The following is a 26,097-nucleotide window of genomic DNA, read 5'->3' as shown; positions in this document are numbered from 1 at the left end:
TCAACGCAGCTTCAGCGTGGCCAGACCGAGCAGCGCCAGCATGGCGGCGACGATCCAGAAACGGATGACGACGGTCGATTCCGGCCAGCCCATCTTCTCGAAATGGTGGTGGATCGGCGCCATCAGGAAGATGCGCTTGCCGGTCAGCTTGAAGTAGCCGACCTGGATCATGACCGAGGCCGCCTCGACCACGAACAGGCCGCCGACGATGCCCAGCACCAGCTCGTGCTTGGTCGCCACGGCCATCGAGCCCAGGGCGCCGCCCAGGGCCAGCGAGCCGGTGTCGCCCATGAAGATCTTGGCCGGCGGGGCGTTGTACCACAGGAAGCCCATGCCCCCGCCGATGATGGCGGCGCAGAAGATGGCCAGCTCGCCCGCGCCGGGCACGTGGTGGACCTGCAGATAGTCCGCGAACAGGAAGTTGCCGACCAAGTAGCTGATGATGCCGAAGGCGCCCGCCGCCATCATCACCGGCACGATGGCCAGGCCATCCAGCCCGTCCGTCAGGTTCACCGCGTTCGAGAACCCGATGATGGTGAAGGCCGCAAACGCCACATAGAACCAGCCGATGTTCAGCAGCACCGCCTTCAGGAAGGGGAAGGCGATCGAGGTCTCAAGCCCCGGCGAGGTCGGCGACTGGGTCATCCACAGCACGGTCAGCACGCCGGCGATCACGGCCACGACGGTCTGGGCCAGCAGCTTCTGCTTGGACGTCAGCCCGGCCGAGGTCTGCTTCGTCACCTTGGCGTAGTCGTCGATGAAGCCCAGCACGCCGAAGGCCGCCGTCACGCCCGAGACGATCCAGATATAGGGGTTGGTCAGATCGCCCCACAGAAGCACGGCCACGCCGATGCCCGCCAGGATCATCAGCCCGCCCATGGTCGGGGTGCCGACCTTGGACAGGTGGGACACCGGGCCGTCGTCGCGGATCGGCTGGCCCCGGCCCTGCTTGGCGCGGATCCAGTTGATGAAGCGGCTGCCCATGGCGACCGCCACGATCATGGCCGTGGCCATGGCCAGGGCCACGCGCACCGTCTGATACTGGATCAGGTGGAGCAGCGGATATTCCTGGGCGATGTCCGCGTAATAGAGATAGAGCAGATAGAACATCAGGCGGACTTCCCTTGGGCCTCGGCGGCGACGCGCGCCTCTTGTTCGGCCACGCCGAGATTTGCAAGCGCGGCCGCGACCAGCGAGGCCTTCGACCCGTTCGAGCCCTTGACCATGACCACATCGCCCGGCTGCACCAGCAGGGCGGCCTCGGCGGCCAGTTCGGCGGCGGTTTCGCGCCACTCGCCGCGCAGCGACGGCGGCAGGGCGTCATGCAGCAGGCGCATCTGCGGCCCGGCCGTGTGCACCACGTCCAACCCGGCGGCGACGATGGCGGGGGCCAGCCCTTCGTGCAGGGCGCGGCTGTGTTCGCCCAGTTCCAGCATGTCGCTCAGTACGACGACGCGGCGGCCGCCCGGCCCCACCGGCTTGGCGCCCAGGCTGACGAAGCCCGCCTTCATCGACAGCGGATTGGCGTTGTAGCTCTCGTCGATCAGGGTGAAGTCGCCGCCGGAGACAGAGACCGTCTTCATCTGCCCGCGCCCGGCCAGAGGCTGGAACCCGGCCAGCGCCTGAAGCGCCGTGTCCAGCGACACGTCCAGCGCCTGCAGCATCAGGATGACGCACAGGCTGTTCAGCCCCCAGTGCACGCCCGATTGAGCGAGGCGATATTCGATGCGCCGTCCGTCCAGCTCGGCCGTGACGGTCGCGCCCTCGCTGTCGGAGACGAAGTCCAGCAGGCGCGCGTCGCAGCCCGCATCATGGCCGAAGGTCCGCACCACGGCCCCGGCCTTTTCCGCCCCCTGACGCACGATGTCGGCGTGGGCGTCGGCGGCGTTGACCACGGCGATCCCGCCCGGCGCCAGCCCCTCGAAAATGGCGGCCTTCTCGCGCGCCACGCCCGCCTCGCCATCGGCGAAGGCTTCGATATGCACCGGCCCGACCGTGGTGACGCAGGCGGCGTGCGGGCGCACGAAGGCCGACAGCGGCCCGATCTCGCCCGGATGGTTCATGCCGATCTCGAACACGGCCCGGTCCGTGCCCTGCGGCATCCGCGCCAGCGTCAGCGGCACGCCGATGTGGTTGTTGTAGCTCTTGATCGAGGCGTGGGCGGACCCCGCCAGATCAAGACCGGCCTTGATGGCCTGGGTCACGCTGGTCTTGCCGACGCTGCCGGTGACGGCGCCGCGCAGGCGAGCGCGGTCGCGCGCGGCGACGCCCAGCGCCTCCAGCCCCTTCAAGGTGTCGGGAACCAGAACGTAAGGCCCGCCCTCGACCGGGCGATCGACCATGGCGACCGTCGCGCCCGCCGCAAAGGCGGCGGCGGCGAACTCATGCCCGTCGCGCGCGCCGTGCAGGGCCAGGAACAGGTCGCCCGGCTGGATCTCGCGGCTGTTGTAAGTCAGGCCCGAGACAGTGGCGTCGGGTCCATGAAGCCGTCCTCCGGTCGCCGAGGCGATCGCTTCGGCGGTCCAGAGCGGCGTGTGTGCGTCAGGCATGATCTTTCAGGGCTTCGGTCGCTTCGGCGGCGTCGTCGAAGGGATGCACCACCCCGCCGACGATCTGTCCCTGTTCATGCCCTTTTCCGGCGATCACGACCACATCTCCTTCACGCATCAGGGATACGGCGTGACGGATGGCCTCGCGGCGGTCGCCGATCTCCAGCGCGTCGGGGCAGCCTGCGCGCACCTGGGCGCGGATGGCGGCGGGGTCTTCGGAACGCGGATTGTCGTCGGTGACGATGGCCGTATCGGCCAGACGCCCGGCGATCTCGCCCATCAGCGGACGCTTGGCCCGATCCCGGTCGCCGCCCGCGCCGAAGACGACGATCAGCTTGCCCGTCGCGTGGGGGCGCAAGGCGTTCAGCACCGTCTCCAGCCCGTCCGGCGTGTGGGCGTAGTCGACATAGACCTCGCCGCCGCGCGCCCCGCCGGGAATGCGTTGCAGGCGGCCCTGCGCACCCTGAATCAGCTCCAGCGCCGGGATCACGCGGTCGGGGTCTTCGCCGCCCGCGATGCACAGGCCCGCCGCCACCAGGGCGTTGGACGCCTGGAACGCCCCCGCCAGCGGCAGCAGGACGTCATGCACCCGGCCGCGCACATCGAGGGTCAGGCGCTGGCCTTCCGGCGTCGCCCGGCGCGCCAGCAGGGTCAGGTCGCGTCCGCGCTCGCCCACGCCCATCACGCCCAGCCCCGCCATGATCGAGGCCGAGGCGAAGGCCGAATAGGCGTCGGAATCCGCGTTCAGAACCGCCGTGCGCCCGCGCGGCAGCAGGGCCTCGAACAGACGCATCTTGGCGGCGCGGTACTCGTCCATCGTGCCGTGATAGTCGAGGTGGTCCTGCGTCAGATTGGTGAAGCCCGCCGCCTTGATCGCCACCCCGTCCAGACGCCGCTGGTCGATGCCGTGGGACGAGGCCTCCAGCGCCAGATGGGTGACTTCCTTGCGCGCCAGTTCGGCCAGCAGGCGCGCGGCCTCGGCGGCGTCGGGGCTGGTCAGGCCGGGGCCGGTCAGGGCGTAGGTCTTGTCGCCCTTCTGGCCGACGACGCCCAGGGTGCCCATGCTGGCCGCCTTCAGGCCGAGCCCAGCCCAGATCTGGCGGCAGAAGTTGGCGACCGAGGTCTTGCCGTTGGTGCCGGTCACGGCGACGCAGGTGCGCGGCTGGGCGCCGTAGAAGGCCCGCGCGGCGATGGCGTAGGCCCGATGCACATCGCCTGATCCGACCAGAAGCGGCGCCGCGCCTGCGGGCGTGTCCGACGGGGCCAGCACGGCCGCCGCGCCTTTCGCCAGGGCCTGCGGAATGAAGGCGCGGCCGTCGGCCTGCGTCCCCGGCAGGGCGACGAACAGGGCGCCGGGCACGACCTGACGGCTGTCGGCGGTGACGGCGGTGATCTCAGGATCCGAGGCCACGTCGCGGCGCAGCAGTTCGGAAAGGCGCAGCTGGCTCATCGGCCGTCGCCCTCCACGTCCTGGAACTCGGGGATCTTTTCGCCGAGCGCAGTGGACCAGCGGTCGGCCTTGCGCTCGACGCCCAGGAAGCCGGCGATGCGGGCGGCGATGCGCCCCACGGCGGGCGCGGCGACATAGCCGCCGGTGCGCGGATAGACGCCCGGCTCGTCCATCAGGACGAAGACGGTGTAGCGCTTGGCGTCCACCGGCCCGTCGGCCGGGAAGACCCCGGCGAAGGAGCCGACGGCCACCGCCGGATTATAGCGACCGTTGACCAGCTTGTTAGCCGAGCCCGTCTTGCCGCCCATGCGCAGACCCGGCGCATCGGCGAACCGGCCCGAACCGCGCGTGACGTTGCGGCGCATCAGATCAATCATATTGGCCGAGGTTTCCGGCGAAATGACCTGATGCGTCTGGGCGTTCGGACGGCCGCCCTTGCGCAGCGTCGGCGGCACATAGCGTCCGCCGTTCACCAGCGCGCCATAAGCCGACACATACTGGATCGGCGTGACCATGATGCCGTAGCCGAAGGACAGCGACGCCAGGGTGCTGTCGTCCCACTTCCTCACCTTGGGCGGGGCGGCGGATTCCTTCAGCTCGATCGGGGCGGCGTCCAGCAGGCCCAGACGGCGGAAGTAGTCGCGCATCACATCACCGCCCATCTCGACCGCCAGTCGCGAGGTGCCGATGTTGGACGAATGCAGATAGACCTCCTCCAGCGTCAGCACCTTGTTGGTGGCGTGGAAGTCGGTGATGCGGCGCTTGCCGATCTGCAGCGCCTGGGAGGCGTCGAACAGGGTGTTCATGTCGGCCCGGCCGGTGTCGATGCCGGCGGCGACGGTGAAGCTCTTGAACACCGAACCCATCTCATAGTGGGCCGAGACGACGCGGTTCAACGTGGCCTCTTCCGGCGCGGCGTTGCGGCGGTTGGCGTCATAGGTCGGCCACGAGGCCATGGCCAGGATCTCGCCCGTCTGCACATCGGCGACCACGGCGACGGCGCCCTTGGCCTTATGCTCCTCGGCGGCGATGGCCAGTTCGTTCTCGACCACGCCCTGGACCCGCAGGTCGATCGACAGGGGGAAGTCCTCGCTGGCGGCGCCCGCCGCGCGGATCTCCTGGTCGAAGGCCAGCTCGGCGCCCGCGACGCCCTGGCCGCCCGTGTCCGAACGACCGATCAGGTGCACGGCCGAACTTCCCAGCGGATAGACCCGTCGGTCTTCCGGCTCAAACGTCACCCCGCCCAGGGCCAGGGCGTGGACCGCCCGGCGCTCGGCCGGCGTCAGGCCGTTCAGGGCGATCAGACGACGCTCGCCGCTTAGCACCCGGTCCAGACGCGCGGCGGAAATGCGCGGCAGGGCGCGGCGCAGCTGGGCCTTGGCGGCCGGAATGTCCCAGACCTCGCGCGGGTCGATATAAAGGCCGTAGTGGGTGATGTTGGTCGCCAGCAACTGGCCGTTGCGGTCCACCAGATCGGCGCGCGTCAGGGCGCCGGGGTTGAAGCCCGCCCCCGCTCCGCCACGCGGCGTCAGCAGGGCGGCGTGCGCCGCGCCCAGAGCCAGGCAGGAGAAGACGACGCAGAAGGCCGCCATGATCAGGAAGATGCGGACGCGGGTGTCTTCTTCCGGGCGCGCATCGGCGCGGGCGCGCTCGAACGAATGCTCCAGGTTCCACACCAGGGAGGCGACCCAGCGCCCCCAGGCCGAGACCGCGCCGCCGAAGGTCGCCTGCGGACGACCGCGATAGCCCATGCCGTGATGGTCATGCACGCTCATTGCACGGCCTCCGCAGCAGGGGCCGCAGATGCGGCGGCAGGCTTTTCAGCCGGCGGCGGCGCGATCGCGGGCAGGGCCGCCTCGCCCGCCTGCTTCTTCACATCGACCGGACCCAGGCCGATCTCGCGCGACAGGGCCTCCAGCCGCGCGGGCTGCTCCAGGCGCGTGACCTCAGCGCGCAGCAAGCGGACCCGCTCGCGGTTCTCGCGGATGTCGCGCTCCAGGCTGCTGATCTCGGCGCTTTCGCGGGCGGCGGCCGCCTTGGCGATATAGACCGAGAAGACCAGCGCCAGCACGCAGGCCACGCCGATGATCTCGACACAGCGCACGCCGCGCACCTTCCACTCGAACAGGCGCTTGACGGGGGCGGGCACGGCCATCACGCGCCCCTCCCCTTCACCGCGCCCCAGGCCGGGGCGCTGGTGCGAACGCCTGCGCGCAGCTTGGCCGAGCGGGCGCGAGGGTTGGCGGCCAGTTCGGCCTCGCCCGCCTCGCGCGTGCCCTTGAACAACAGGTCGAAGCTGGGCTTGCGCGTCTCGACCGCGACCGGCGCATGGCGCGACCCGCCCGGCGCATTGCCCGTGCGCTCGGTCATGAAGGCCTTGACGATGCGGTCTTCCAGCGAATGGAAGGTGACGACGACCAGCCGCCCGCCGGGCGCCAGCGTCGCCTCGGCCGCCTCCAGCCCGCGCTCCAGCTCGCCCAGCTCGTCGTTGACGGCGATGCGCAGGGCCTGAAACACCCGCGTGGCCGGATGGATGGCGGCGCCGCGACGCCCGCCCAGAGCCTTCTCCACCACCTCGGCCAGATCGAGGGTACGGGTGAACGGCTGCTCGCCCCGGCGGCGCAGGATGGCGGTGGCGACCCGACCCGACTGGCGCTCGTCGCCGTACAGCTTGAAGATATGGGCCAGCGGCCCGTGGTCCCAGGTATTGACGATGTCGGCGGCGGTCGCGCCCTCATCGCTCATCCGCATATCCAGCGGCCCGTCGCGCATGAAGGAGAAGCCGCGCTCGGCTTGATCCAGTTGCATGGACGAGACGCCGATGTCGAAGACGGCGCCGTCCAGCTTCGCCTTGCCGCTCTCCTCGAACGCCTCGGCCAGACCCGAGAAGGGCGTGCGGATCAGTTGGAAGCGATCGGGGAAATCGCGCGCCACGGCCTCGGCGAACGGCTGCACCGTCGGGTCGCGGTCCAGCGCCACCACATCCGCCCCGCGCTCCAAGATGGCGCGGGTATAGCCGCCCGCGCCGAAGGTGGCGTCGATGATCACATCGCCCGCCTTGGGCGCCAGCGCCTCGATCACCTCGGCCAGCAGGACAGGCGCGTGCGGAGAGGTCATGCCGCCCCTCCCGTCTTGGCGGCCATCGCCTGACCTTGGGCCTGACGCCGCATCTCGCCGAACTGCTTCAGGCCCTCGCGCGCCATGCGGCGCTGCTCGGCGCGGTGCGCGGCCCACTTGTCCTTGTTCCAGATCTGGAAGCGCTCGCCGACGCCGTAGATGACGACCGTGTCGGACAGGTCAACCTCGGCGCACAGATGTTCCGGCAGAGTGATGCGCCCGCCCGAGTCATAGGCCAGCGGCTTCTGCTCGCCGAAGATCGAGGCTTCCAGCGCCGAGCGATAGGGATCGCCGAACGGCAGGCTCTCGATCACCGCGCGATATTCGGCGAACAGCTTGTCGCCGCCCGCTTCCAGACAATCGGCTTCGATAGAGGGAAAGCAGAAGACGCCATGCTCGGCGCCGTTCTCAGCCGTGCGGAATTCCTGAGGGATCAGGAGACGGCGCTTGCCGTCCAGCTGCTTCTCGTAGGTCGAGAGAAACACGCCCTGCCCTATCGAACCCTGCGGCCCGTCCCTGAAATCCGTTGAAGAAAACCCACGCGTCGGGCTTTCAGCCCCTACTCATGAGCCATTGGGATAGCATGGGACAGAATGGGCCTCAATGGGATTAGTTGACGCCCTTTAACCTAATTTGCGGTTCCGATGGCGTCGTCAGGACTGTAAAATCAGAACATACAAAGAACAAAATAAGTATTCACAGCCTGTGGATGGGTTCTAACGCCTTGATTTCAACGGAATGGTTAACGGCTTCCCCTCTCCCGCCGGGAGAGGGTCAGTCGCCCCTGAAATAAACACCAGACGGCCTGTAAGCCGGGTTCTGTTCCGCCCGAAAGCGGCGACGATCATTCCTCTGGGCCGCCCATTGCTGGACGGCTCTCGCGACCTACCCGGACATCTGGGGCGGTGAACCCTGCGGAGCGAGCCCCGCGCGATGTCCCTATTTGGTCTTGCTCCAGGCGGGGCTTGCCATGCCGTCGACGTTGCCGCCGACGCGGTGGGCTCTTACCCCACCCTTTCACCCTTCCCTGAGCCGAAGCCCAGGCGGTTTGCTTTCTGTGGCGCTGTCCCTCGGGTCGCCCCGGGCGGGCGTTACCCGCCGCCTTTTCACCGTGGAGCCCGGACTTTCCTCGACAGGAGCAAGCCCCCGCCGCGACCGCCCGGCCGTCTGGCGAGCGCTAGATGCGCGCGAATGGGCGGAAGGTCAATGTGAGACAAAGCGCGCCGACACTCTCCCTCCCCTTCATGGGGAGGGTGGTTGAGCCCGAAGGGCGAAAACCGGGTGGGGGCGGCGAGACGACAAACCCACGGCGGATAATGAATAAAGGCGACCGGCGCATGTAGCCCTGCCCTCCCCACCCGGTCGCTGCGCGACCACCCTCCCCATGAAGGGGAGGGAGAAGAGTCGCTTAATCCAGAACGCCGGTGACGCTCTCGACCGAGGCCAGTTGCAGCAGGCCGACCAGACGCGCCCGCGTCTCGCCGTCGGCCACGCCGTCCACCCGATCCGGCCGCCAGTGGCGCTGGAAGGCCTCGACCGTCAGACGGGTTTCCTCGTCATAGGCCCCGCCCGGCTGCACTCCGTAGCCCAGCCGGTGCAGGCCCGAGCGCAGGACGATGACGCCCAGCCCCTCGTCGCCCGGCGACAGGGGCGCGCCCAGGGCGCCGATGCGTTCCGGCGCCGGATCGAACCACAGGCCGTGTCCCGCCTCGGCCAATCGCTTCCACGGGAACAGCTCGCCGGGATCCTGCTTGCGCTCAGGCGCCAGGTCGGAGTGGCCGATGATGCGGGCGTCGGGGATGGACCAGCGGGTGCGGATGTCCGCCGTCAGGGCGATCACCGCCTCGATCTGCGGCTCGGGGAACGGGCGATAGCCGAACTCATGGCCCGGATTGACGATCTCAATGCCGATGGAGGCGGCGTTGACGTCCGTCTCACCCTGCCAGGCGCCGCGCCCGGCATGCCAGGCCCGGCGCTCTTCCGGCACCAGCCGCAGGATGGAGCCGTCCTCATCGACCACATAGTGGGCCGAGACCTTGGCCTCGGGGTCGCGCAGGCGGGCGATCGCCGCCTCGGCCGTCTCCATGCCGGTATAGTGCAGCACCAGCATGTCCGGCGGGCCGCGCCGGGCGTCGAAGTTCGGGGACGGCGCGTCGGGGTAGACGGTCATGGCCGAAGGCTCATGAGGCGGGCGATCAACGCCCGTCCTTTTCCCAGCCGTAGGCCACCCAGGTGTCGCCCACCTTCTTGGCGTCGATGACGCCGTCGTCGCGACGACGACGCGCCGTCATGGCGCGACGGGCGCGCAGGGCGAAACCGGCGAAGAAGACCAGCACGCCCGCCACCAGGGCGATCATGGCCACGGCGGCGGCGGTGAAGACGGCCAGCAGGGCGCCGACCGTGACGGCCAGGGCGGTGGCGATCAGGCCCGCGACCCAGACGAAGGGCGCCAGCAGGCCGGAACCGGGCCGACGGCGCGCATTGAAACCCAGCTGGCTCATCGGGTCGGAGTTGATCATGAACTCAAAGCCTCTCTCAGCGTCCTGATGAACGCCTCAGGCGCAATGTCGGTCCATCGACCTGAACGGTCAATGCACTGCGACATCACGCACCAGTCACATTTGTTGTCCCGGCGAAGCTTTAGAAGGCCGGCTGATCCGCCAGGACCACCGAACCGCGGCTGCGCATCCGGTCGGTCTCGACGCGGTTCAGCATGGCCTGGGCGGCGGGATCGCCCATCACCTGGCCGACCTTGACCATGGCTTCAGCCGCCTGGCCCGAGGCGCCGAAGGCGGTCGCCAGGGCCTCCCAAGGCGTCTGCGGCTGCGGGAAGCGCTTGAAGCGAACGGTCTCGGACGACGGGATCTTGGCCAGCTGGCGCGCCTTGGCCACGGCCTCTTCCAGACCGCCCAGCTGATCGACCAGACCCAGGCCGTGCGCCTGAGCGCCGGTCCAGACGCGGCCCTTGGCGATCTCGCGCACACGCTCGACCGGCAGCTTGCGCCCCTTGGCCACGCGGGCGACGAACTCTTCGTAGATGCGGTCCATCGAGGCGGCGAAGGCCGCGCGCTGCCCTTGGTCGAAGCCCTGCGTCGGCGAGAAGGCGTCGGCGTAGTCGCCGCCGACCGACAGGCCGCGCATGTCGACGCCGAAACGGCCCAGAGCGTCGGCCAGCACGAACTTGCCGCCGAACACGCCGATCGAGCCGGTCAGGGTCGAGGGCTGGGCCACGATCCAGTCGGCCTCCGAACTGATCCAGTAACCGCCGGACGCGGCATAGGCGCCCATCGACACCACCACCGGCTTGCCCGCCGCCTTGGCCGCGCGCACGGCGGCCAGAACCTGTTCCGACGCTTCCGGCGAACCGCCCGGCGAAGAGACGCGGAAGACGATGGCCTTCACGTCCTTGTCCTCGATGGCCTCATAGATGGCCTTGGCCGTGTCGTCTGAACGGATCATGGAGCCGCCGCCGAAGGGCGAGTCATTGGCGCCGCGGCCGGTCATGATGGCGCCCTCGCCGCCGACGATGGCGATGGCCGACTTGGCCGAGCCCGAACCCGAGGTCGTGCGCGTCCCCTTCAGCGAGGCGTATTCGCCGAATTTCACGATCTTGGCGTTCTTGCCGGCCTTGGTCTTGGCGGCGGCCTCAGCTTCCTCGACCTGGCCGATCTTGTCGACCAGCTTCAGCGACAGGGCCTGATCCGCCGTATAGGGACCGGCCTCGACGATGGCCTTCAGGGCCTCGGGCGTGGTCTTGCGATCGCGGGCGATGCTGGCGACGGCGCTGTCGTAGATGGAGCCCATCCAGGCCAGCATGGCCTCGCGGTGCGGGGCGGTGAAGTCGCTCTGCGTGAATTCGTTGACGGCGTTCTTGTATTCGTAGCGCTGCTCGAAGTCGGCCTTGACGCCATACTTCTCGAAGGCGCGGCCCAGGAAGACGCTGTCCGCCGCCAGACCCACGGCCTGGAAGCCGGCGGTGTTCTGCAGCCACAGCTGATCGGCGCTGGAGGCGACCATATAGCTGGACATCACCGCGCCCACGGGCATGAAGCCCTGACTGTGCGCGATCACCGTCTTGCCCGAGGCGCGGAAGCGGGCGATCGCCTGACGCACTTCATCGGCCGAGGCGGGCGTCATGCCGGCTTCCGGCGCGCGCACCAGCAGAACCTTGACGTTGTCGTCGGCCGTCGCCTGAGCCAGCACGTCCACGACCTGAACCACCGACAGGCTAGGGCCGCTGAAGGCCGCGAAGGGGTTGATCGGCGTCTGGTCGGTCAGGCCGCTGCGCAGGTCCAGCTCCAGCACGGTATGGGCGGGCGTCGTCGGCTTGGAGGCCCCGGCCGCCATGGCGAAGAAGATCAGCGCCACCACCGGCAGTACGACGAAGAAGGCCACAAGCCCGGCGAAAACGCCCAGCATGGTGAGGAAGAACTGCTTCATGGAAAGGCGGACGTCCAGGATCGCGGCCAGAGGCGGCCAAGAATGAGGATAGAGGCCGCGCCCGGCGCGTCAAATGAACGGACGGTAATAAACCCATCAAAAAGGGCCCGCCGTCGCCGGCGAGCCCTTCTCATTCATCGCAAGGTCGCGATCAGCGGCCGATGTCGTAGGTTCCGCTGATGTCGATGCGGACCGTCAGCTCGCCGGCCGAGACCGGGGTCGAGGCGCCGCCGGCGTCCATGGCGACGCGGGCGTACATGGCCTGCGGCCGCACCTCGGGGGCATAGCCGCCGCCCTCGGTCAGGGAGCGCACCGGCCCCAGGTCGACGCCCAGGGTCTGGGCGTACAGACGCGCCTTGTCCTGCAGGGCGCGCACGGCCAGCACGCGAGCCTGATCCTCAGCCGCCTTCGGATCCTTCAGACCAAAGCCGATGCCGTCGATCTGGTTGACGCCCGCTGCGACCACGGCGTCGGCGGTCGTCCCGACTTTGCTCAGATCCTGGATCGTCACCGTAACCCGGTTCGAGGCCTGGTAGCCGCGCAGCTTGGGCGGCTCGTTCTGCTGATAGTCATATTGCGCCGACAGGTTCAGGCCCGAGGTCTGGATGTCGCGCTCGACGATCCCGGCGCGGCGCAGGACGGCGACCACGCGGGTCATCTGCTGGGCGTTCTGGGCCATGGCCTCCTGGGCCGTCGGGGCCTCGGTCACCACGCCGAAGTTGATCGTCGCCTGATCCGGCGCGACCTTGACCTCGCCGTAGGCCGACAGGTTCAGGGCGGGTTGTTGAGCCATGGCGTGCACCTGCATCGGGGAAGAGCCGCCGGGCTGGGATTGGGCGGACGCGACGGCCGGCGCCGCCAAGGTCATCAGGGCCGTGCCCAGCATCAGAGCGCGTGCGGTGCGGGTCATTACGAGGTCTCCGTCGAATTCGTTTGGGCGGACGTGTTCGCCAGCCACGGCCTAACTTGACCGTTTCAAGCTGAACGAACGCAAAAGCCCCCTGTGCAGGTTCCGTTCATCGGCGTGAAAAGCGCGACAGGTCCAAGGCGGCTTTGCAGCCGCCGCGCCGCCTGCTAGGCACGCCTTCGTGTGCTTCGGGGGCCCGTAGCTCAATGGTTAGAGCCGACCGCTCATAACGGTCTGGTTGGGGGTTCGAGTCCCTCCGGGCCTACCAATCGAAAAGTCAGATCAAAATCAAATATTCTTAAATACAATTTGAGAATTACCTATGCAGAAATCTAATAAAACCCGCGCAAGAAACAAGAAAAACGCCAACAAACATCAAAACAATAGAAATATATGATAAACAAGAAAGCAAATAAATATTTCCAAGAATGAAAAAAGAAAACCAATATTCATAGAAAAAATGCCGGACAACAACATATAGAAGAACGCTCAATAAAATTGAAATTGCTCCAGCCAAAAACGACGCAGAAGCGATTGAAGGCCGCCGACTTATGATATTAATTTTCTTCAATTGCCCTAGCCTTGCAAGGGACTGATAACAATCTCCCTGCCTTCAAGGAGATCTGGAATACCGCTACGGTTCCGATCGACACCCCTAAAGGATGTTCCCGTACCCAAAACCGCCGTCTGCCGACTCATTAAGTGGGATTGATACGGTCACTCGCGCAGGTGCGGTCAACGTGAACGTAACACTACCTCCGCTTGCATTTGTTGACGTGTATCTCGTACCAGGCCGAACTGCAAAGGCGACAATAATAGGATCCTCCACGCCCGGCGACAGCGGATCGTCTAGGTAGACAGCCTGATCCGAAAATGGCGGCGCACTTGGGTCAATATAGTGGTTTTGATCAAATGGGACCTCGACCTGCATATTCTTGCGCGATCGCTACAGCTAACAGCGTTGCCAAAAACATCACACCCCCTCCACAGTTGCGTGAAAATTAATATACCAACGATATTCAATCGTAAACACCACCATCAGGCTTGAGATTCAAGTCTGATGATATCCGTCAGGATCAAGACGCCGTGACCGATAAAGGCTGTGTACGTCGTCGGTGATTGGACCGGACCACTGGCACGGTCCACGTCGCAATTGCCGTCAGAGACGACGAAGATTTTAGGCGAGTTACTGAATAGATTGCGGATATCGCGCATCAAGCCGGCTAGCTCAGCTGCTGAACCCCAAAAGCACTCATAGCCGCGCATGTTTTGATTGATCATCGGCGATCGCTCGCCATCAACCGGCGGTCTGGTTTACCATCGCCGGGATCATTCGACGCCGAGTTCCGTTTCATGACCCCTCCTCTGCTCAGCGCCATCCTGGCCGCCATCGTCCAGACGCCCGCCTTCGAGACTCTGGAGCCGATTCCGGCCGCCGCTCAGGGCGAGGTCATCCCCGCCTGCACCGTCGATCGCCGCTGGTGCGCCCTGATCGAGACGGACGAGACCCAGGAGCGTCAGGTGCTGCGCCTCTATGACGGCCTGCCCGGCGAGCGGGCGCCCGTGGCCTCCCACCTCATCGAGAGCGAGAACTCGGAAGGCTTCTGGAGACCGGGCGCCATCCTGCGTCGCGCGGAAAGCGACGACGTCATCCTCGGCGCCGACATGGAGCTGCAAGCCATGTATTCGGGCGGCGGCGGCATGTCGTCCTATCGGACGCTGGTGCGGTTCACGCCGGGCGCGGCGCCGCAGGAGATCCTGACGGTCCCCCTGTCCGGGTCGCTGATGATCCGCGCCTGCTTCGGCGAAGAGGACATGAAGCAGCGCGCCGGGGCCTGTCATGACGAATATGAGTTCGCCGCCGAGCTGAAGGCCGAGGGCGACGCCTTCCCGCCGCGCCTGACCTACGCCTCCACCGCGACCACCTTCCCCGGCCGGGTGTCGCGCAATGAGGACTCGCTCGCCAAGCCGCCGCTGAAGCCGAAGGATCTGGTCAAGGCCGTCGACGCCGAATGCAGCGTGCGCCGCGTCTTCACTTTCGATCCGGCGACGAAGGCCTATGTTCCCGACGCGCCGTTGCCTGACTGCGGCGACTATACCGTTCCCTAGACTGCGTTGAGCCTTGCCTGATGTCCTACGTCGCCCGTGACGACCGCCCCGCCGACAAGGCCGAACGCTACGCCGAGGTCGAGGCCGAAGTCCTGGCCGTGCTGGACGGCGAGCCGAACCTGACGGCGCGCATGGCGACGGTGGCGTCGATGCTGGCCGACGCCTTTCCCGTCTTCTTCTGGACCGGCTTCTACGTCGTGGACGCGGCCAAGGGCGACGAACTGGTGGTCGGCCCGTATCAGGGCACGCTGGGCTGCCTGCGCATCCCGTTCGGGCGCGGCGTCTGCGGCGCGGCGGCCAAGACGCGCGAGACTCAGATCGTGGAGGACGTCCACGCCTTCCCCGGCCACATCGCCTGCGACAGCCGCTCGGCCAGCGAGATCGTGGTTCCGGTGTTGGACGCAGCGGGCGGGCTGATCGCCGTGCTGGACGTGGACGCGACCGAGACGGCCGCCTTCGACGCCGTGGACGCGGCGGCGCTGGAACGGCTGATGGCCAAGGTGTTCGCAGCGGGGTGAGGCCTATCCCCTCTCCCGATGGGAGAGGGCTTGAGCGCACGAGAGCGCAGCGATCGTACTTGCGCGAAAGGGTGAGGGTTCTCGGGGGAAGTCGGCCGAAGGCCGTCGCGCGACGGCTGACGCCGACTGACAGGGCTGAACCCTCACCCTTTCGCCTGTGCCAGTCGCCTCCGGCTCCTGGAGGCTCAAGCCCTCTCCCATCGGGAGAGAGTTCCGCACACGACGCTCGCCTGCGCTCGTGCTACCTCCCCTTCATGCGGATCGGAATCGACTTCGGCGGCACCAAGATCGAGGCGGCGGCACTGGATGCGTCCGGGGCCTTCGCCGCGCGCATCCGGCAACCGAACCCCGGAACCTATAACGCCGCCCTCGACTTGGTCGCCGACCTGATCGCGCGGGTCGAAGCCGAGATCGGCCCCGCGCAATCCCTCGGTCTGGCCATTCCCGGCTCGCCCTCGCCGCGCACCGGCCTGATCCGCAACGCCAACTCCACCTACCTGAACGACCGCCCTCTGGCCGACGATCTCGAAGCCGCGCTGGGCCGCCCGGTGCGGCTGGCCAACGACGCCAACTGTCTGGCCCTGTCCGAGGCCGCCGATGGCGCAGGCGCAGGCGCCGCCAGCCTGTTCGGCGTCATCCTGGGCACCGGCTGCGGCGGCGGACTGGTCATCGACGGCAAGCTGGTCGAGGGCGCGCATGGCGTCGCCGCCGAGATCGGCCACATCTCCCTGCCCTGGCCTTCGGCGGAAGAGGCGCCCGGCCCCGCCTGCTGGTGCGGCCTGAACGGCTGTCTGGAAACATGGATTTCCGGCACGGGCTTCCAGCGCGACCATCAAGCGACAACCGGCCGGGCATGGGCGGCGCAGGCCATCGTCGACGCCGCCCGCGCAGGCGATGCGCAGGCTGTCGCCGCCCTCGACCGCTACATCGACCGACTGGGACGGGCTCTGGCCATGGTGGTCAATCTGGCCGACCCGGAAGTCTTCGTGCTGGGCGGCGGCATGTCGAACGTGGGCGAGCTCTACGACCGCCTGCCCGCCGTCGTGGCGCGCCATGTCTTCTCCGACCACTGGGACGGACGGATCGTTCCGGCGAAGTGGGGCGATTCCTCGGGCGTGCGCGGCGCCGCGCGGCTGTGGGACACCTGATCCGCGATTGATCAAGCCGCACGCCCCGCTATGGTCCGCGCCGAACCATTCAGGAGCGAGACGATGGGCGAACGGGTTGCAGCAATCACCGGCGGGCACGGCGCCCTGGGTCGGGCGGTGGTCGAGGCGGTGCAGGCCGCCGGCTGGACCATCGCCGTCATCGACCACGCCAGCGGCCACGCCGTCCCCGAGGGCGTACTGGAGATCGGCGGCGTCGATCTGACCGATCCTGCTCAGGCCAAGGGGGCGATCGAGGCCGTCGTCGCCCATTACGGCCGTCTGGACGCCCTGCTCAACATCGCCGGCGGCTTCATCTGGAGCCCAGTCGAGGGCGACGGCGAGGAGTGGGACCGGATGCACGCCCTCAACGTCAAGACGACGCTGAACGCCAGCCGCGCCGCCCTGCCCCATCTGAAAACCTCACCTGAGGGCCGCATCGTCAATGTCGGCGCCAACGGCGCTGTGAAGGCCGGGCACGGCATGGGCGCCTACGCCGCCTCCAAGGCCGGGGTCCACCGCCTGACCGAGGCTCTGGCCGAGGAACTGAAATCGACCTCGGTGACGGTCAACGCCGTCCTGCCCTCCATCATCGACACGGCGGCCAACCGCGCCGACATGCCGGGCGCCGATCCGGCCAAATGGGTCGCGCCCGCCGATCTGGCCGCCGTCATCCTGTTCCTGGCCTCGCCCGAGGCGCGAGCCGTGACGGGCGCCCTGATCCCCGTCACGGGCAAGGTCTGATGCGCGCGCGCAGCGTCCTCTACCTGCCCGCCTCGAATGCGCGAGCCGTCGAGAAGGCCCGCACCCTGCCCTGCGACGTGGCGGTGCTGGACCTGGAGGACGCCGTCGCGCCTGAAATGAAGGCGGACGCCCGCGCGGCGGCCGTCGCGGCAGCGCATGAGGGCGGCTTCGGCCCGCGTCTCGGCGTGCGGATCAACGGTCTGGACACGCCCTGGGGCGCCGACGACCTGAAGGCCCTGCGTGACGCCCCCGTCGACCTGATCGTCGCGCCCAAGGTCGAGAGCGCGGCCATGGTTCACGCCCTGTCGGCGGCGCTGCGCCCCGGCGTCGATCTGTGGGCCATGATCGAGACGCCGCGCGCCTTGGTGGACCTGCGCGATATCGCCGGGGCGGACGGGGCCTTGAGCGGCCTGATGCTGGGCGTCAACGATCTGGCCAAGGATCTGAAGACCGGCCCAGCGCCGGATCGCGAACCGCTGAAGCCGTGGCTGGCGGCGATCGTGGCCCACGCCCGCGCCAACAACCTGAGCGTCATCGACGGCGTGTTCAACCGCATCAGGGACGAGGCGGGTTTCGCCGCCGAATGCGCGCAGGGGCGGCTGTACGGCTTCGACGGCAAGAGCCTGATCCACCCTTCGCAGATCGAGGGCGCGAACACCGCCTTCGGCCCCTCGCTCGACGAGATCGAATGGGCGCGCAAGGTCGCCGCCGCCTTCGCCACGCCCGAGGCCGCCGGACTGGGCGTCATCCGCGTCGAGGGCGAGATGGTGGAACGGCTGCATCTGCAGCAGGCGCAGGATTTGCTGGCCCACCTCTAAGCCCTTCTCCCCTTGTGGGAGAAGGAAGCATGGGGTGGCGCCCTGACTCGACAAACCGTAGACACCATCCCATGACCGCACCGCTTCCGCCCCCGTCGAAAACCCGCGCCTGGGTCTGTGCGCCGGGGGTGCTGAAAGTTCCGTTCCTCTCCGCCTTCCTGCCCGATTACGACCTGTCCGCCCTGCCGGGGTCGTCAATCGAGGCCGTCCTCGGCTGGGGCATGAAGCCGACGGCGGAGGCGGGCCGACGCTGGGCGACAAAGCACGGCAAACCTTACATCGCGCTGGAGGACGGCTTCCTGCGCTCGGTCGGCATCGGCGAGAGCGGGGCGACCAGCCTCAGCCTGATCGTCGATGACCTGGGCGTCTATTACGACGCCAACCGGCCCAGTCGGCTGGAGCATCTGATCCAGACCGCGCCCGACTGGTGCGACGCCGCCATGAAGGCCCGCGCGCGTGGCCTGATCGACCGCATCGTCGCCTCGGGCGTGTCCAAGACCAACATGGGCGGGCCGCTGGACGCCGCCCTGCTGAAACCCGGCCGCCGGGTGTTGATCGTGGACCAGACCTTCGGCGACGCCTCGATCGGCTATGGGCTGGCGACCGAGGCCAGCTTCTCCGACATGCTGGCGACCGCCCGACGCGACGAGCCGGACGCCCAGTTGATCGTCAAGCGCCACCCAGCGGTGGCGGCCGGGCGCAAGTCGGGCTGCATACCGGCGGACCAGCTTCAGGGCGTCACCCTGATCGACACCGACGTGCGGCCCGCTGATCTGCTGGCGGCTGTGGACGCGGTCTATGTCGTGACCTCGGCGCTGGGGTTCGAGGCGCTGTTGAGGGGCCTGCCGGTGCGCTGCTTCGGCGCGCCCTTCTATTCGGGCTGGGGGTTGACGACCGATACGGTGCAGACTGGACGGCGCGGCGTTGCGCGCGATCTGGAGCAGATCGCGGCGGCGGCCCTGATCGCCTACACCCGCTATGTCGATCCAGTGACCGGCCAGCGGTGCGAGGCCGAACAGGCGCTGGAGCGGCTGATCGCCCTGCGCGATCGGGCCGACCGGCTGGCGGGAGACTGGGCGGCCGTCGGCTTCGCCCCGGCCAAGCGGCCGCCGGTGCGTCGCCTGCTGAACTCGCCCAAGGGCCGCGTCCGCTATTTCTGGCGCTCCAGCGCCGCCGTCGCCCATGCGCGGGCGACGGGCGGCAGACTGATCTGGTGGGCCGGCAAGGAGACGCCGCAGATCCGCGCCGCCGCCAACGCCTTCGAAGGGCCGGTCGTGCGGATGGAGGACGGCTTCATCCGCTCGCGCGGCTTGGGCTCCGACTTCTTCGGCGCTCTGTCCGTCGCTCTGGACGATCAGGGCGTCTATTACGACCCGACCCGGCCCAGCCGCCTGGAGAGCCTGATCGAAGCGGGCGAGCCGTCGCCGGATCAGGCCGCACGCGCCGAGGCGCTTCGTGTTCGGGTGGTCGAGGCGGGCCTGTCGAAATACAATCTGAAGGGCGCGGGCGTCCCGGCGCACTGGCCGAAAGACAGGCCGATCCTGCTGGTCGTCGGTCAGGTCGAGAACGACCGTTCGATCCTGATGGGCTGCGGGCCGGACCTGCGCACCAACTCAGGGCTGGTGAGGGCGGCGCGGGCGGATCACCCGGACGCCTTCCTGATCTATCGCAACCATCCGGACGTGACGGCGGGCAACCGGCCCGGCCTGCTGGACCATGCGGCGATGGAGGAGGTCGACGCCTCGGCCGACGATCTGGACATCGTGGACTGCCTGAACGCCTGCGACCGGCTGGCCACCCTGACCTCCCTGACCGGGTTCGAGGCCCTGATGCGGGGCAAGCCGGTCAGCGTCTATGGCCGTCCCTTCTATGCCGGATGGGAGCTGACCGACGACCGCCTGACGTTTGAGCGCCGCACCCGCCGCGCCAGTCTGCAGAGCGTCATCCACGCCGCCCTGATCGGCTATCCGGTCTATGTCACGCCGGACGGCTGGCCCTGCGAGGCCGAGGATCTGGTCGAGGCCCTGATCGCCGCGCGCGACCACCCCCTGCCTGCCCCGCCGCGCGGCCGCGTCAATCGCTGGTGGCGCGGCATCAAGGCCAGTCTCGACCGCAGCCTTCCCCCGGCCTATTGAGGACGTTCGTCATCGCAACGGACTGAGTCCGGCCCGCGAGGCGCCCGAACTTCGCCGCGAGGCGCCGACATAAGACTTGTCGAGCGCCGGGGACTCCATGTTCCCTCATGCAGCGAGGCGCCGCGCGCCGAGCGTCAGGGAACTACACAGTGCAAAAAGCCGTCATCTCCGCCACCGGCCTGTTCACGCCGGAACAGTCGATCTCGAACGAGGAACTGGTCGGCGCCTACAACGCCTGGGCCGAAGGCTGGAACGCCGCCAACGCCGAGGCCATCGCCGCCGGAGAGATCGAGGCCAAGACGCCCTCGTCCGAAGCCTTCATCGAGAAGGCCTCGGGCATCAAGGCGCGCTACGTGATGGACAAGTCGGGGATCATCGACCCCGAGCGGATGCTGCCGCACCTGGCCGCGCGCGGCGACGACGAACTGTCCATCCTGGCCGAAATGGCGGTGAAGGCCGCTGAGGACGCCATCAGAGCCTGGGGCAAGCCGGTCAGCGAGATCGGCGCCGTCATCTGCGCCGCATCGAACATGCAGCGCCCCTACCCCGCCATGGCCATCGAGGTGCAGCAGGCGCTGGGGATCGAGGGCTTCGCCTTCGACATGAACGTGGCGTGCAGTTCCGCCACCTTCGGCATCAAGACGGCGGCGGACTTCGTGGCCTCCGGCTCGGTCAAGGCCGTGCTGATGGTGAACCCGGAAATCTGTTCGGCGCACCTGAACTTCAAGGATCGCGACAGCCACTTCATCTTCGGCGACGTCGCCACCGCCGTCATCATCGAGGCCGAGGATCAGGCCGGACCGGGCGGCTGGGACATCCTGGGCACGAAGCTTCAGACCAGCTTCTCCAACAACATCCGCAACAATTTCGGCTTCCTGAACCGCGCCGCCCTGCCGACCGACGCCAACGAACCGGTTTCGTCCGACGGCCTGACCGACAAGATGTTCGTCCAGCAGGGCCGCAAGGTGTTCAAGGAGGTCGTGCCGATGGTGTCGACCATGATCCTGGACCACGCCGCCGAGCTGAACCTGGACACGCAGGGGCTGAAGCGCCTGTGGCTGCACCAGGCCAACATCAACATGAACACCCTGATCGGCAAGAAGGTGCTGGGCCGCGATCCCGAGCCCGAGGAGAACGTCATCATCCTGGACGACTACGCCAACACCTCCTCGGCCGGGTCGATCATCGCCTTCCACCTGCACAATGACGGCTTTGCGCCGGGCGAGACGGGCCTGATCTGCAGCTTCGGCGCAGGCTATTCGGCGGGCACGGTTTTTGTGCAAAAGCGCCCATAAACCCGCCGAACAGGAATCATTATTTCCGGCGGCGCTTGCACTGTTCGGAAATTTTTGCAAACCGTATCGCGTCGAGAAGCAGGGGGGACGGCGCCCGAATGACTCAGACAGCTTTGCCTTGGGCTGAAAAACTCAGTGATCCGCTGGCGCACGACGTGGCCACGGTGCTGCAACGCATGGGCGGTTCGGCCCATCAGGACATGGTGATCAACTGCGTCGCGGCGCTGAAGCGCCAACGCGGCGAGTCGGTGACTCAAGACCTCAAGATGAAGATCATCGAGGTGTTCGAACGCTATCGCGACTTCTTCATCCGCCCCTTCGGCGAGGGATCGATGCGCTGGGCCCTGGCGCCGGGCGTCGCCTGACCATTTAAAGGCCGAGCAACGAAAAAGGCCCGCTCCGACTGGAGCGGGCCTTCGTCATTTCAGACCATCCGCGCTTAGAAGCGGCGGATGTAGCTGACCGAATAGGCGTCAGCCTCGCCGCGATCGTCGCGGAAGTCGCGGCGGGTCCAGTCGGCGCGGACGCCGTTGACGCCGTCCAGGTAGTAGTTGGCGCCGACGCCGTAGTTCCAGCTGTCGCCGCCGACCTTGCTCTCAGAGCCGGCCAACTCCTGCTTCAGCTCGGTGTGGCCGTAGCCGCCGCGGGCGAACAGCTCCAGCTTGTCGCCGACGGGATACTTGCCCACGACATAACCGGCCGCGTCCCACTCGTGCTTGATCTGACCGTCGACGCCGGCGACGGTGATGTCCTTGTCCTTGACCCCCACGCCGACCTCGGTCTCCACGGCCAAATAGCGGTTCAGGTTGACGCCCAGGCGGCCGGACACGGCGCCGGTCTGGGCCGCATCGCCTTCCATGTGCGTGTAACCCAGCGAACCATAGCCACGCGGTTCAGGGTTCGATTGAGCAAACGCCGGAGCGGCGAGAACAGACACAGCGGCGGCGGCGAGAAAAACGTTACGCATTATTTCATACTCCTTAGATGATGTGACTTCTGTGGTCACATGCCCTATCCAACGAAGCTTAAATGGTTGCGCCCTCACACTCGTTCCATAGGCGAAGCGGCCAAACACAACATTAGTTACGCAAAAGACACACACGTCGTTACCTAAATGACGCAAAAGAAAGGGCGCGCTCCGCCGGGGAGCGCGCCCAACCGATCCGCCGGGAATCAGATCAGAAACGACGGACGTAGTTGACCGAATAGACGTCCACTTCGCCGCCGTCGTCGGTGAAGTCGCGACGGGTCCAGTCGCCGCGCAGGCCATTCTGGCCGTCGAAGTAGTAGTTGGCGCCGACGCCGTAGTTCCAGCTTTCGCCGTCGGCCTTGCGCTCGACGCCGGCCAGTTCGGCCTTCATCTGCGTGGTGCCGTAGCCGCCGCGTGCGAACAGTTCGAAGTTCGGCGTGACCGGCAGGGTGCCGACCGCATAGGCGGCCAGATCATAGTCGTGCTCGATCTTGCCCTTGGCGCCGGCGATGGTGAAGTCGTCGTCCTTCACCCCGATCGAGCCTTCGCCCTCGACGCCGAAATAGGGGTTGAACTTGGCGCCCAGACGGCCGGTGACGGCGCCCAGGTTTCCATCCGAATGGTCCAGCTGGGAATAGCCGAGCGTGCCGTAGTAGGTGGGGCCGCCCGGCTGCACGACCTGGGCCGCAGCCGGCAGGGCGAATACAGAAAGGGCGGCAGCGGCGAGAATAACGTTACGCATGAGCTTCAATCACTCCTTATTGCGATGAGCAGGACCGGCCTGACCACCTTGCGGAGAAACAAAGCTCAAGCGCACCGCGCCGTTCCCTATGCTTGATGAAGCAGTCGATGACTGTGCGAACGGAAGCACACACCGCGTTCCGTCAAGGATGACTATTTTACGACATGAAAAAGGCGAGCGTTTCTTCTCCCTCCCCTTCATGGGGAGGGTGGCTGAGCCCGCAGGGCGAAGCCGGGTGGGGGCGGCAAGGCAAATCAAGCGCCAAGGTCGAGGCCGGGATCAGCCGGCCCTCCCCACCCGGTCGCTTCGCGACCACCCTCCCCATGAAGGGGAGGGAGAGGCGTCAGCTCCCTCAGCGGTCCTTTTCGCGTTCCTCGCCCGAGCGCGCGCTCAGCGCGGCCTGGGCCGCCGCCAGACGGGCGATCGGCACGCGGTAGGGCGAGCAGGAGACGTAGTCGAGGCCGACCGTCTCGCAGAAGGCGATGGAGGCGGGGTCGCCGCCGTGCTCGCCGCAGATGCCCATCTTCATGCCCGGCTTGACCGCACGGCCCCGCTCCTCGGCGATGCGGATCAGGTCGCCCACGCCGTTCTGGTCCAGACGGACGAAGGGGTCGGTTTCGAAGATGCCCTTGTCCAGATAGGCCTGCAGGAAGTGGCCGGAATCGTCGCGGCTGATGCCGAAGGTCGTCTGGGTCAGGTCGTTGGTGCCGAAGCTGAAGAACTCGGCGTACTCGGCCAGATCGGCGGCGCGCAGGGCGGCGCGCGGCAGTTCGACCATGGTGCCGACCAGGTAATCCACACTGTCCCCGGCGTCCGCAAAGACGGCCTTGGCCGTGCGGTCGGTCAGTTCGCGCAGATACTTCATCTCCAGACCCAGGGCGACCAGCGGGTGCATGATCTCCGGGATCGGGGCGACGCCCGAGGCCGCCTTCACCTGCAGCGCCGCCTCGAGGATGGCGCGGACCTGCATCTCGTAGATTTCCGGATAGGCCACGCCCAGGCGACAGCCGCGGTGGCCCAGCATGGGGTTGGTCTCATGCAGTTCGCGGGCGCGGCGCTTCAGCTTGGCGGCGTCCAGCCCCTGCGTCGCCGCCAGGGCGTCGATGTCGGCGTCGGTGTGCGGGATGAACTCGTGCAGCGGCGGGTCCAACAGACGCACCGTCACCGGCAGGCCGCTCATGATGGTGAACAACTCGACGAAGTCGGCCTTCTGGAACGGGGCGATCTTGGCCAGGGCCACGCGGCGGCCCGCCTCGTCGTCGGCGAGGATCATCTCGCGCACGGCGGCGATGCGGGCCTCGTCGAAGAACATGTGCTCGGTGCGCGACAGGCCGATGCCCTCGGCGCCGAAACCGCGCGCGGTCTTAGCGTCCAGCGGGGTCTCGGCGTTGGCGCGGACCTTCAGGCGGCGAATGCCGTCGGCCCAGCCCATCAGGGTCTGGAAGTCGCCCGTCAGCTCCGGCTCGATCATGGCCACGGCGCCGTCCAGCACCTCGCCCTTGCCGCCGTCGATGGTGATGACCTCGCCCGCCTTGAAGGTGCGGCCGCGCGCGGTGAAGGTTCCGGCCTTCTCATTGATGGCGATCTCGCCCGCGCCGGAGACGCAAGGGCGACCCATGCCGCGCGCCACGACCGCCGCGTGGCTGGTCATGCCGCCGCGCGCCGTTACGATGCCGCGCGCCGCGTGCATGCCGTGGATGTCTTCCGGCGACGTCTCGTCGCGGACCAGGATGACGGCGTCGCCGTTCTGGCCCAGACGCTCGGCCTCATCGGCGTCGAAGACGATCTTGCCGGTCGCCGCGCCCGGCGAGGCGGGCAGGCCCGCCGCGACGACAGTACGCGCCGCCTTCGGGTCCAGCGTCGGGTGCAGCAGTTGGTCCAGCGCGCCCGGCTCGACGCGGCTGACGGCCTCGTCCTGAGAGATGACGCCTTCGGAGGCCAGGTCCACGGCGATCTTCAGCGCCGACTTGGCCGTGCGCTTGCCGTTGCGGGTCTGCAGCATCCACAGACGACCCTGCTCGACCGTGAACTCGATGTCCTGCATGTCGCGGTAGTGGCTTTCCAGCCGCCCCACCACGTCGACGAACTGGGCGAACACCTGCGGCATCGCCTCTTCCATCGACAGCGCCGTCTCGCCCATCTCCTCGCGACCCGCCTTGGTCAGGGACTGCGGCGTGCGGATGCCCGCCACCACGTCCTCGCCCTGGGCGTTGATTAGGAACTCGCCGTACAGCTTGTTCTCGCCGGTCGAGGGGTTGCGGGTGAAGGCAACGCCGGTGGCCGAGGTCTCGCCCATGTTGCCGAACACCATCGACTGGACGTTGACGGCCGTGCCCCAGCTTTCGGGGATGTCGTGCATGCGGCGATAGAATTTCGCCCGGTCGTTCATCCAGCTTTCGAACACGGCGCCGACGGCGCCCCACAGCTGGGCCTGGGGATCCTGCGGGAAGGGCTTACCCAGTTCGCGCTCGACCAGAGCCTTATAGTCCGCGACCACCTTCTCCCAGTTCTCGGCGGTCAGTTCGGTGTCGACCGAGACGCCCAGACGATCCTTGTGGTCGTCCAGCACCTCTTCGAAATAGTCGTGGCCCAGGCCCAGCACCACGTTGGAATACATAGTGATGAAGCGGCGATAGGAATCGAAGGCGAAGCGGCGGTCGCCCGACAGCTTGGCCAGGCCCTCGACCGTCTGGTCGTTCAGGCCCAGGTTCAGGACGGTGTCCATCATGCCCGGCATGGAGGCGCGGGCGCCCGAGCGCACCGACACCAGCAGGGGGTTGGCGGCGTCGCCGAAGGTCTTGCCCACCACGCCCTCGACGTGGGCCAGGGCGGCCTTGACCTGATCGGTCAGGTCGGTCGGATAGGTTTCCTGGTTGGCGTAATACCAGGTGCAGACCTCGGTGGTGATGGTGAAGCCGGGGGGCACCGGCAGGCCGAGAGACGACATCTCGGCCAGGTTCGCGCCCTTGCCGCCGAGAAGGTTCTTCATCGAAGCGTCGCCGTCAGCGGACCCGCCGCCGAAACCATACACCCACTTGGTCATTTCGTAGTTCCTGAACCGTGGTCTGACTGCGGGTCGCAGCCCGCATATGTAGAAGTGTGCGGGTTATATATGAGTCCCGCCCTACAGGGCCCTCACTAGCGCGCTGCACCTGCGA

The 26,097-nt window shown here is 67.5% G+C and carries 23 protein-coding genes, 1 tRNA gene and 1 other RNA gene; 9 read left to right on the top strand and 16 right to left on the bottom strand.

The window, feature by feature from the left end; translation table 11 throughout:
• The 12 genes from mraY to AC3A3G_RS08920 all read right to left on the bottom strand — a co-directional run bounded on the left by mraY (position 1) and on the right by AC3A3G_RS08920 (position 12,466).
• Positions 1 to 1,110, bottom strand: coding sequence for a phospho-N-acetylmuramoyl-pentapeptide-transferase (gene mraY / locus AC3A3G_RS08975; RefSeq protein WP_125901528.1), 1,110 nt, complete (start codon positions 1,108 to 1,110; stop codon positions 1 to 3).
• Positions 1,110 to 2,549, bottom strand: a complete 1,440-nt coding sequence (locus AC3A3G_RS08970) for a UDP-N-acetylmuramoyl-tripeptide--D-alanyl-D-alanine ligase (RefSeq protein WP_487488006.1) — start codon at positions 2,547 to 2,549, stop codon at positions 1,110 to 1,112. Before AC3A3G_RS08970 ends, mraY begins: the two co-directional genes overlap by 1 nt.
• Complete coding sequence (locus AC3A3G_RS08965; protein ID WP_487488005.1) at positions 2,542 to 3,999, bottom strand: UDP-N-acetylmuramoyl-L-alanyl-D-glutamate--2,6-diaminopimelate ligase; 1,458 nt, start codon at positions 3,997 to 3,999, stop codon at positions 2,542 to 2,544. The genes AC3A3G_RS08970 and AC3A3G_RS08965 overlap by 8 nt, the downstream gene beginning before the upstream one ends.
• Positions 3,996 to 5,774, bottom strand: coding sequence for a peptidoglycan D,D-transpeptidase FtsI family protein (locus AC3A3G_RS08960; RefSeq protein WP_200166068.1), 1,779 nt, complete (start codon positions 5,772 to 5,774; stop codon positions 3,996 to 3,998). The genes AC3A3G_RS08965 and AC3A3G_RS08960 overlap by 4 nt, the downstream gene beginning before the upstream one ends.
• On the bottom strand, positions 5,771 to 6,154 hold the full coding sequence (gene ftsL / locus AC3A3G_RS08955) for a cell division protein FtsL (protein ID WP_487488004.1): 384 nt from the start codon (positions 6,152 to 6,154) through the stop codon (positions 5,771 to 5,773). The genes AC3A3G_RS08960 and ftsL overlap by 4 nt, the downstream gene beginning before the upstream one ends.
• Positions 6,154 to 7,116 (bottom strand): 16S rRNA (cytosine(1402)-N(4))-methyltransferase RsmH, encoded by a 963-nt coding sequence (gene rsmH / locus AC3A3G_RS08950; protein ID WP_487488003.1) that lies wholly within the window; start codon positions 7,114 to 7,116, stop codon positions 6,154 to 6,156. Before rsmH ends, ftsL begins: the two co-directional genes overlap by 1 nt.
• Positions 7,113 to 7,601 (bottom strand): division/cell wall cluster transcriptional repressor MraZ, encoded by a 489-nt coding sequence (locus AC3A3G_RS08945; RefSeq protein ID WP_125901534.1) that lies wholly within the window; start codon positions 7,599 to 7,601, stop codon positions 7,113 to 7,115. Before AC3A3G_RS08945 ends, rsmH begins: the two co-directional genes overlap by 4 nt.
• Before the next feature lie 307 nt (positions 7,602 to 7,908).
• An RNA gene (rnpB, locus tag AC3A3G_RS08940) (RNase P RNA component class A) lies at positions 7,909 to 8,287 on the bottom strand.
• 237 nt (positions 8,288 to 8,524) lie between these two features.
• On the bottom strand, positions 8,525 to 9,286 hold the full coding sequence (locus AC3A3G_RS08935; RefSeq protein WP_412877080.1) for an N-acetylmuramoyl-L-alanine amidase: 762 nt from the start codon (positions 9,284 to 9,286) through the stop codon (positions 8,525 to 8,527).
• Positions 9,287 to 9,311: 25 nt separating this feature from the next.
• A complete protein-coding gene (locus AC3A3G_RS08930; RefSeq protein WP_412877079.1) occupies positions 9,312 to 9,635 on the bottom strand; it encodes a hypothetical protein in 324 nt (107 codons plus the stop codon).
• A gap of 121 nt (positions 9,636 to 9,756) precedes the next feature.
• Entirely contained in the window at positions 9,757 to 11,556 is a 1,800-nt protein-coding gene (gene sppA, locus AC3A3G_RS08925; RefSeq protein ID WP_487488002.1) for a signal peptide peptidase SppA, read from the bottom strand.
• Between the two features lie 151 nt (positions 11,557 to 11,707).
• The gene (locus AC3A3G_RS08920; protein ID WP_487488001.1) at positions 11,708 to 12,466 is read right to left on the bottom strand and encodes an SIMPL domain-containing protein; all 759 of its coding nucleotides are present in this window, start codon (positions 12,464 to 12,466) and stop codon (positions 11,708 to 11,710) included.
• A gap of 189 nt (positions 12,467 to 12,655) precedes the next feature.
• Here AC3A3G_RS08920 and AC3A3G_RS08915 point away from each other — a divergent pair.
• A tRNA-Ile gene (locus AC3A3G_RS08915) sits at positions 12,656 to 12,731 on the top strand.
• 770 nt (positions 12,732 to 13,501) lie between these two features.
• Here the strand turns inward: AC3A3G_RS08915 and AC3A3G_RS08910 are convergent.
• Positions 13,502 to 13,744: a hypothetical protein gene (locus AC3A3G_RS08910; RefSeq protein WP_412877023.1), complete on the bottom strand. Its 243-nt coding sequence runs from the start codon at positions 13,742 to 13,744 to the stop codon at positions 13,502 to 13,504.
• A 72-nt stretch (positions 13,745 to 13,816) separates the two neighbouring features.
• On the opposite strand from AC3A3G_RS08910, the gene AC3A3G_RS08905 reads away from it, so the two are divergent.
• The 8 genes from AC3A3G_RS08905 to AC3A3G_RS08870 all read left to right on the top strand — a co-directional run bounded on the left by AC3A3G_RS08905 (position 13,817) and on the right by AC3A3G_RS08870 (position 21,592).
• Positions 13,817 to 14,572, top strand: coding sequence for a hypothetical protein (locus AC3A3G_RS08905; RefSeq protein ID WP_487488000.1), 756 nt, complete (start codon positions 13,817 to 13,819; stop codon positions 14,570 to 14,572).
• A 20-nt stretch (positions 14,573 to 14,592) separates the two neighbouring features.
• Positions 14,593 to 15,090, top strand: a complete 498-nt coding sequence (locus tag AC3A3G_RS08900) for a GAF domain-containing protein (RefSeq protein WP_200166050.1) — start codon at positions 14,593 to 14,595, stop codon at positions 15,088 to 15,090.
• Positions 15,091 to 15,344: 254 nt separating this feature from the next.
• The gene (locus AC3A3G_RS08895) at positions 15,345 to 16,238 is read left to right on the top strand and encodes an ROK family protein (protein WP_200166048.1); all 894 of its coding nucleotides are present in this window, start codon (positions 15,345 to 15,347) and stop codon (positions 16,236 to 16,238) included.
• Between the two features lie 63 nt (positions 16,239 to 16,301).
• Positions 16,302 to 16,979, top strand: a complete 678-nt coding sequence (locus AC3A3G_RS08890; protein ID WP_487487999.1) for an SDR family NAD(P)-dependent oxidoreductase — start codon at positions 16,302 to 16,304, stop codon at positions 16,977 to 16,979.
• On the top strand, positions 16,979 to 17,797 hold the full coding sequence (locus AC3A3G_RS08885) for an HpcH/HpaI aldolase/citrate lyase family protein (RefSeq protein WP_487487998.1): 819 nt from the start codon (positions 16,979 to 16,981) through the stop codon (positions 17,795 to 17,797). The genes AC3A3G_RS08890 and AC3A3G_RS08885 overlap by 1 nt, the downstream gene beginning before the upstream one ends.
• A 71-nt stretch (positions 17,798 to 17,868) precedes the next feature.
• Positions 17,869 to 19,932 carry a capsule polysaccharide biogenesis protein gene (locus tag AC3A3G_RS08880; RefSeq protein WP_487487997.1) on the top strand — a complete coding sequence of 688 codons (2,064 nt, stop codon included), beginning with the start codon at positions 17,869 to 17,871 and terminating at the stop codon, positions 19,930 to 19,932.
• Between the two features lie 149 nt (positions 19,933 to 20,081).
• Positions 20,082 to 21,227 (top strand): beta-ketoacyl-ACP synthase III, encoded by a 1,146-nt coding sequence (locus AC3A3G_RS08875; RefSeq protein ID WP_368924436.1) that lies wholly within the window; start codon positions 20,082 to 20,084, stop codon positions 21,225 to 21,227.
• Between the two features lie 98 nt (positions 21,228 to 21,325).
• Positions 21,326 to 21,592, top strand: a complete 267-nt coding sequence (locus AC3A3G_RS08870) for a hypothetical protein (protein ID WP_087139307.1) — start codon at positions 21,326 to 21,328, stop codon at positions 21,590 to 21,592.
• A 74-nt stretch (positions 21,593 to 21,666) separates the two neighbouring features.
• On the opposite strand, the gene AC3A3G_RS08865 is transcribed toward AC3A3G_RS08870, so the two are convergent.
• The 3 genes from AC3A3G_RS08865 to ppdK form a co-directional block, all read right to left on the bottom strand.
• Positions 21,667 to 22,194, bottom strand: coding sequence for a porin family protein (locus AC3A3G_RS08865; protein ID WP_487487996.1), 528 nt, complete (start codon positions 22,192 to 22,194; stop codon positions 21,667 to 21,669).
• Positions 22,195 to 22,405: 211 nt separating this feature from the next.
• Complete coding sequence (locus AC3A3G_RS08860) at positions 22,406 to 22,939, bottom strand: porin family protein (protein WP_003165856.1); 534 nt, start codon at positions 22,937 to 22,939, stop codon at positions 22,406 to 22,408.
• Between the two features lie 352 nt (positions 22,940 to 23,291).
• A complete protein-coding gene (gene ppdK / locus AC3A3G_RS08855; RefSeq protein ID WP_487487995.1) occupies positions 23,292 to 25,982 on the bottom strand; it encodes a pyruvate, phosphate dikinase in 2,691 nt (896 codons plus the stop codon).
• Positions 25,983 to 26,097: the final 115 nt, after the last annotated feature.

Source organism: Brevundimonas sp. Soil_N_31, assembly GCF_057655995.1.
This window is presented reverse-complemented; position numbering and strand designations above follow the sequence as displayed.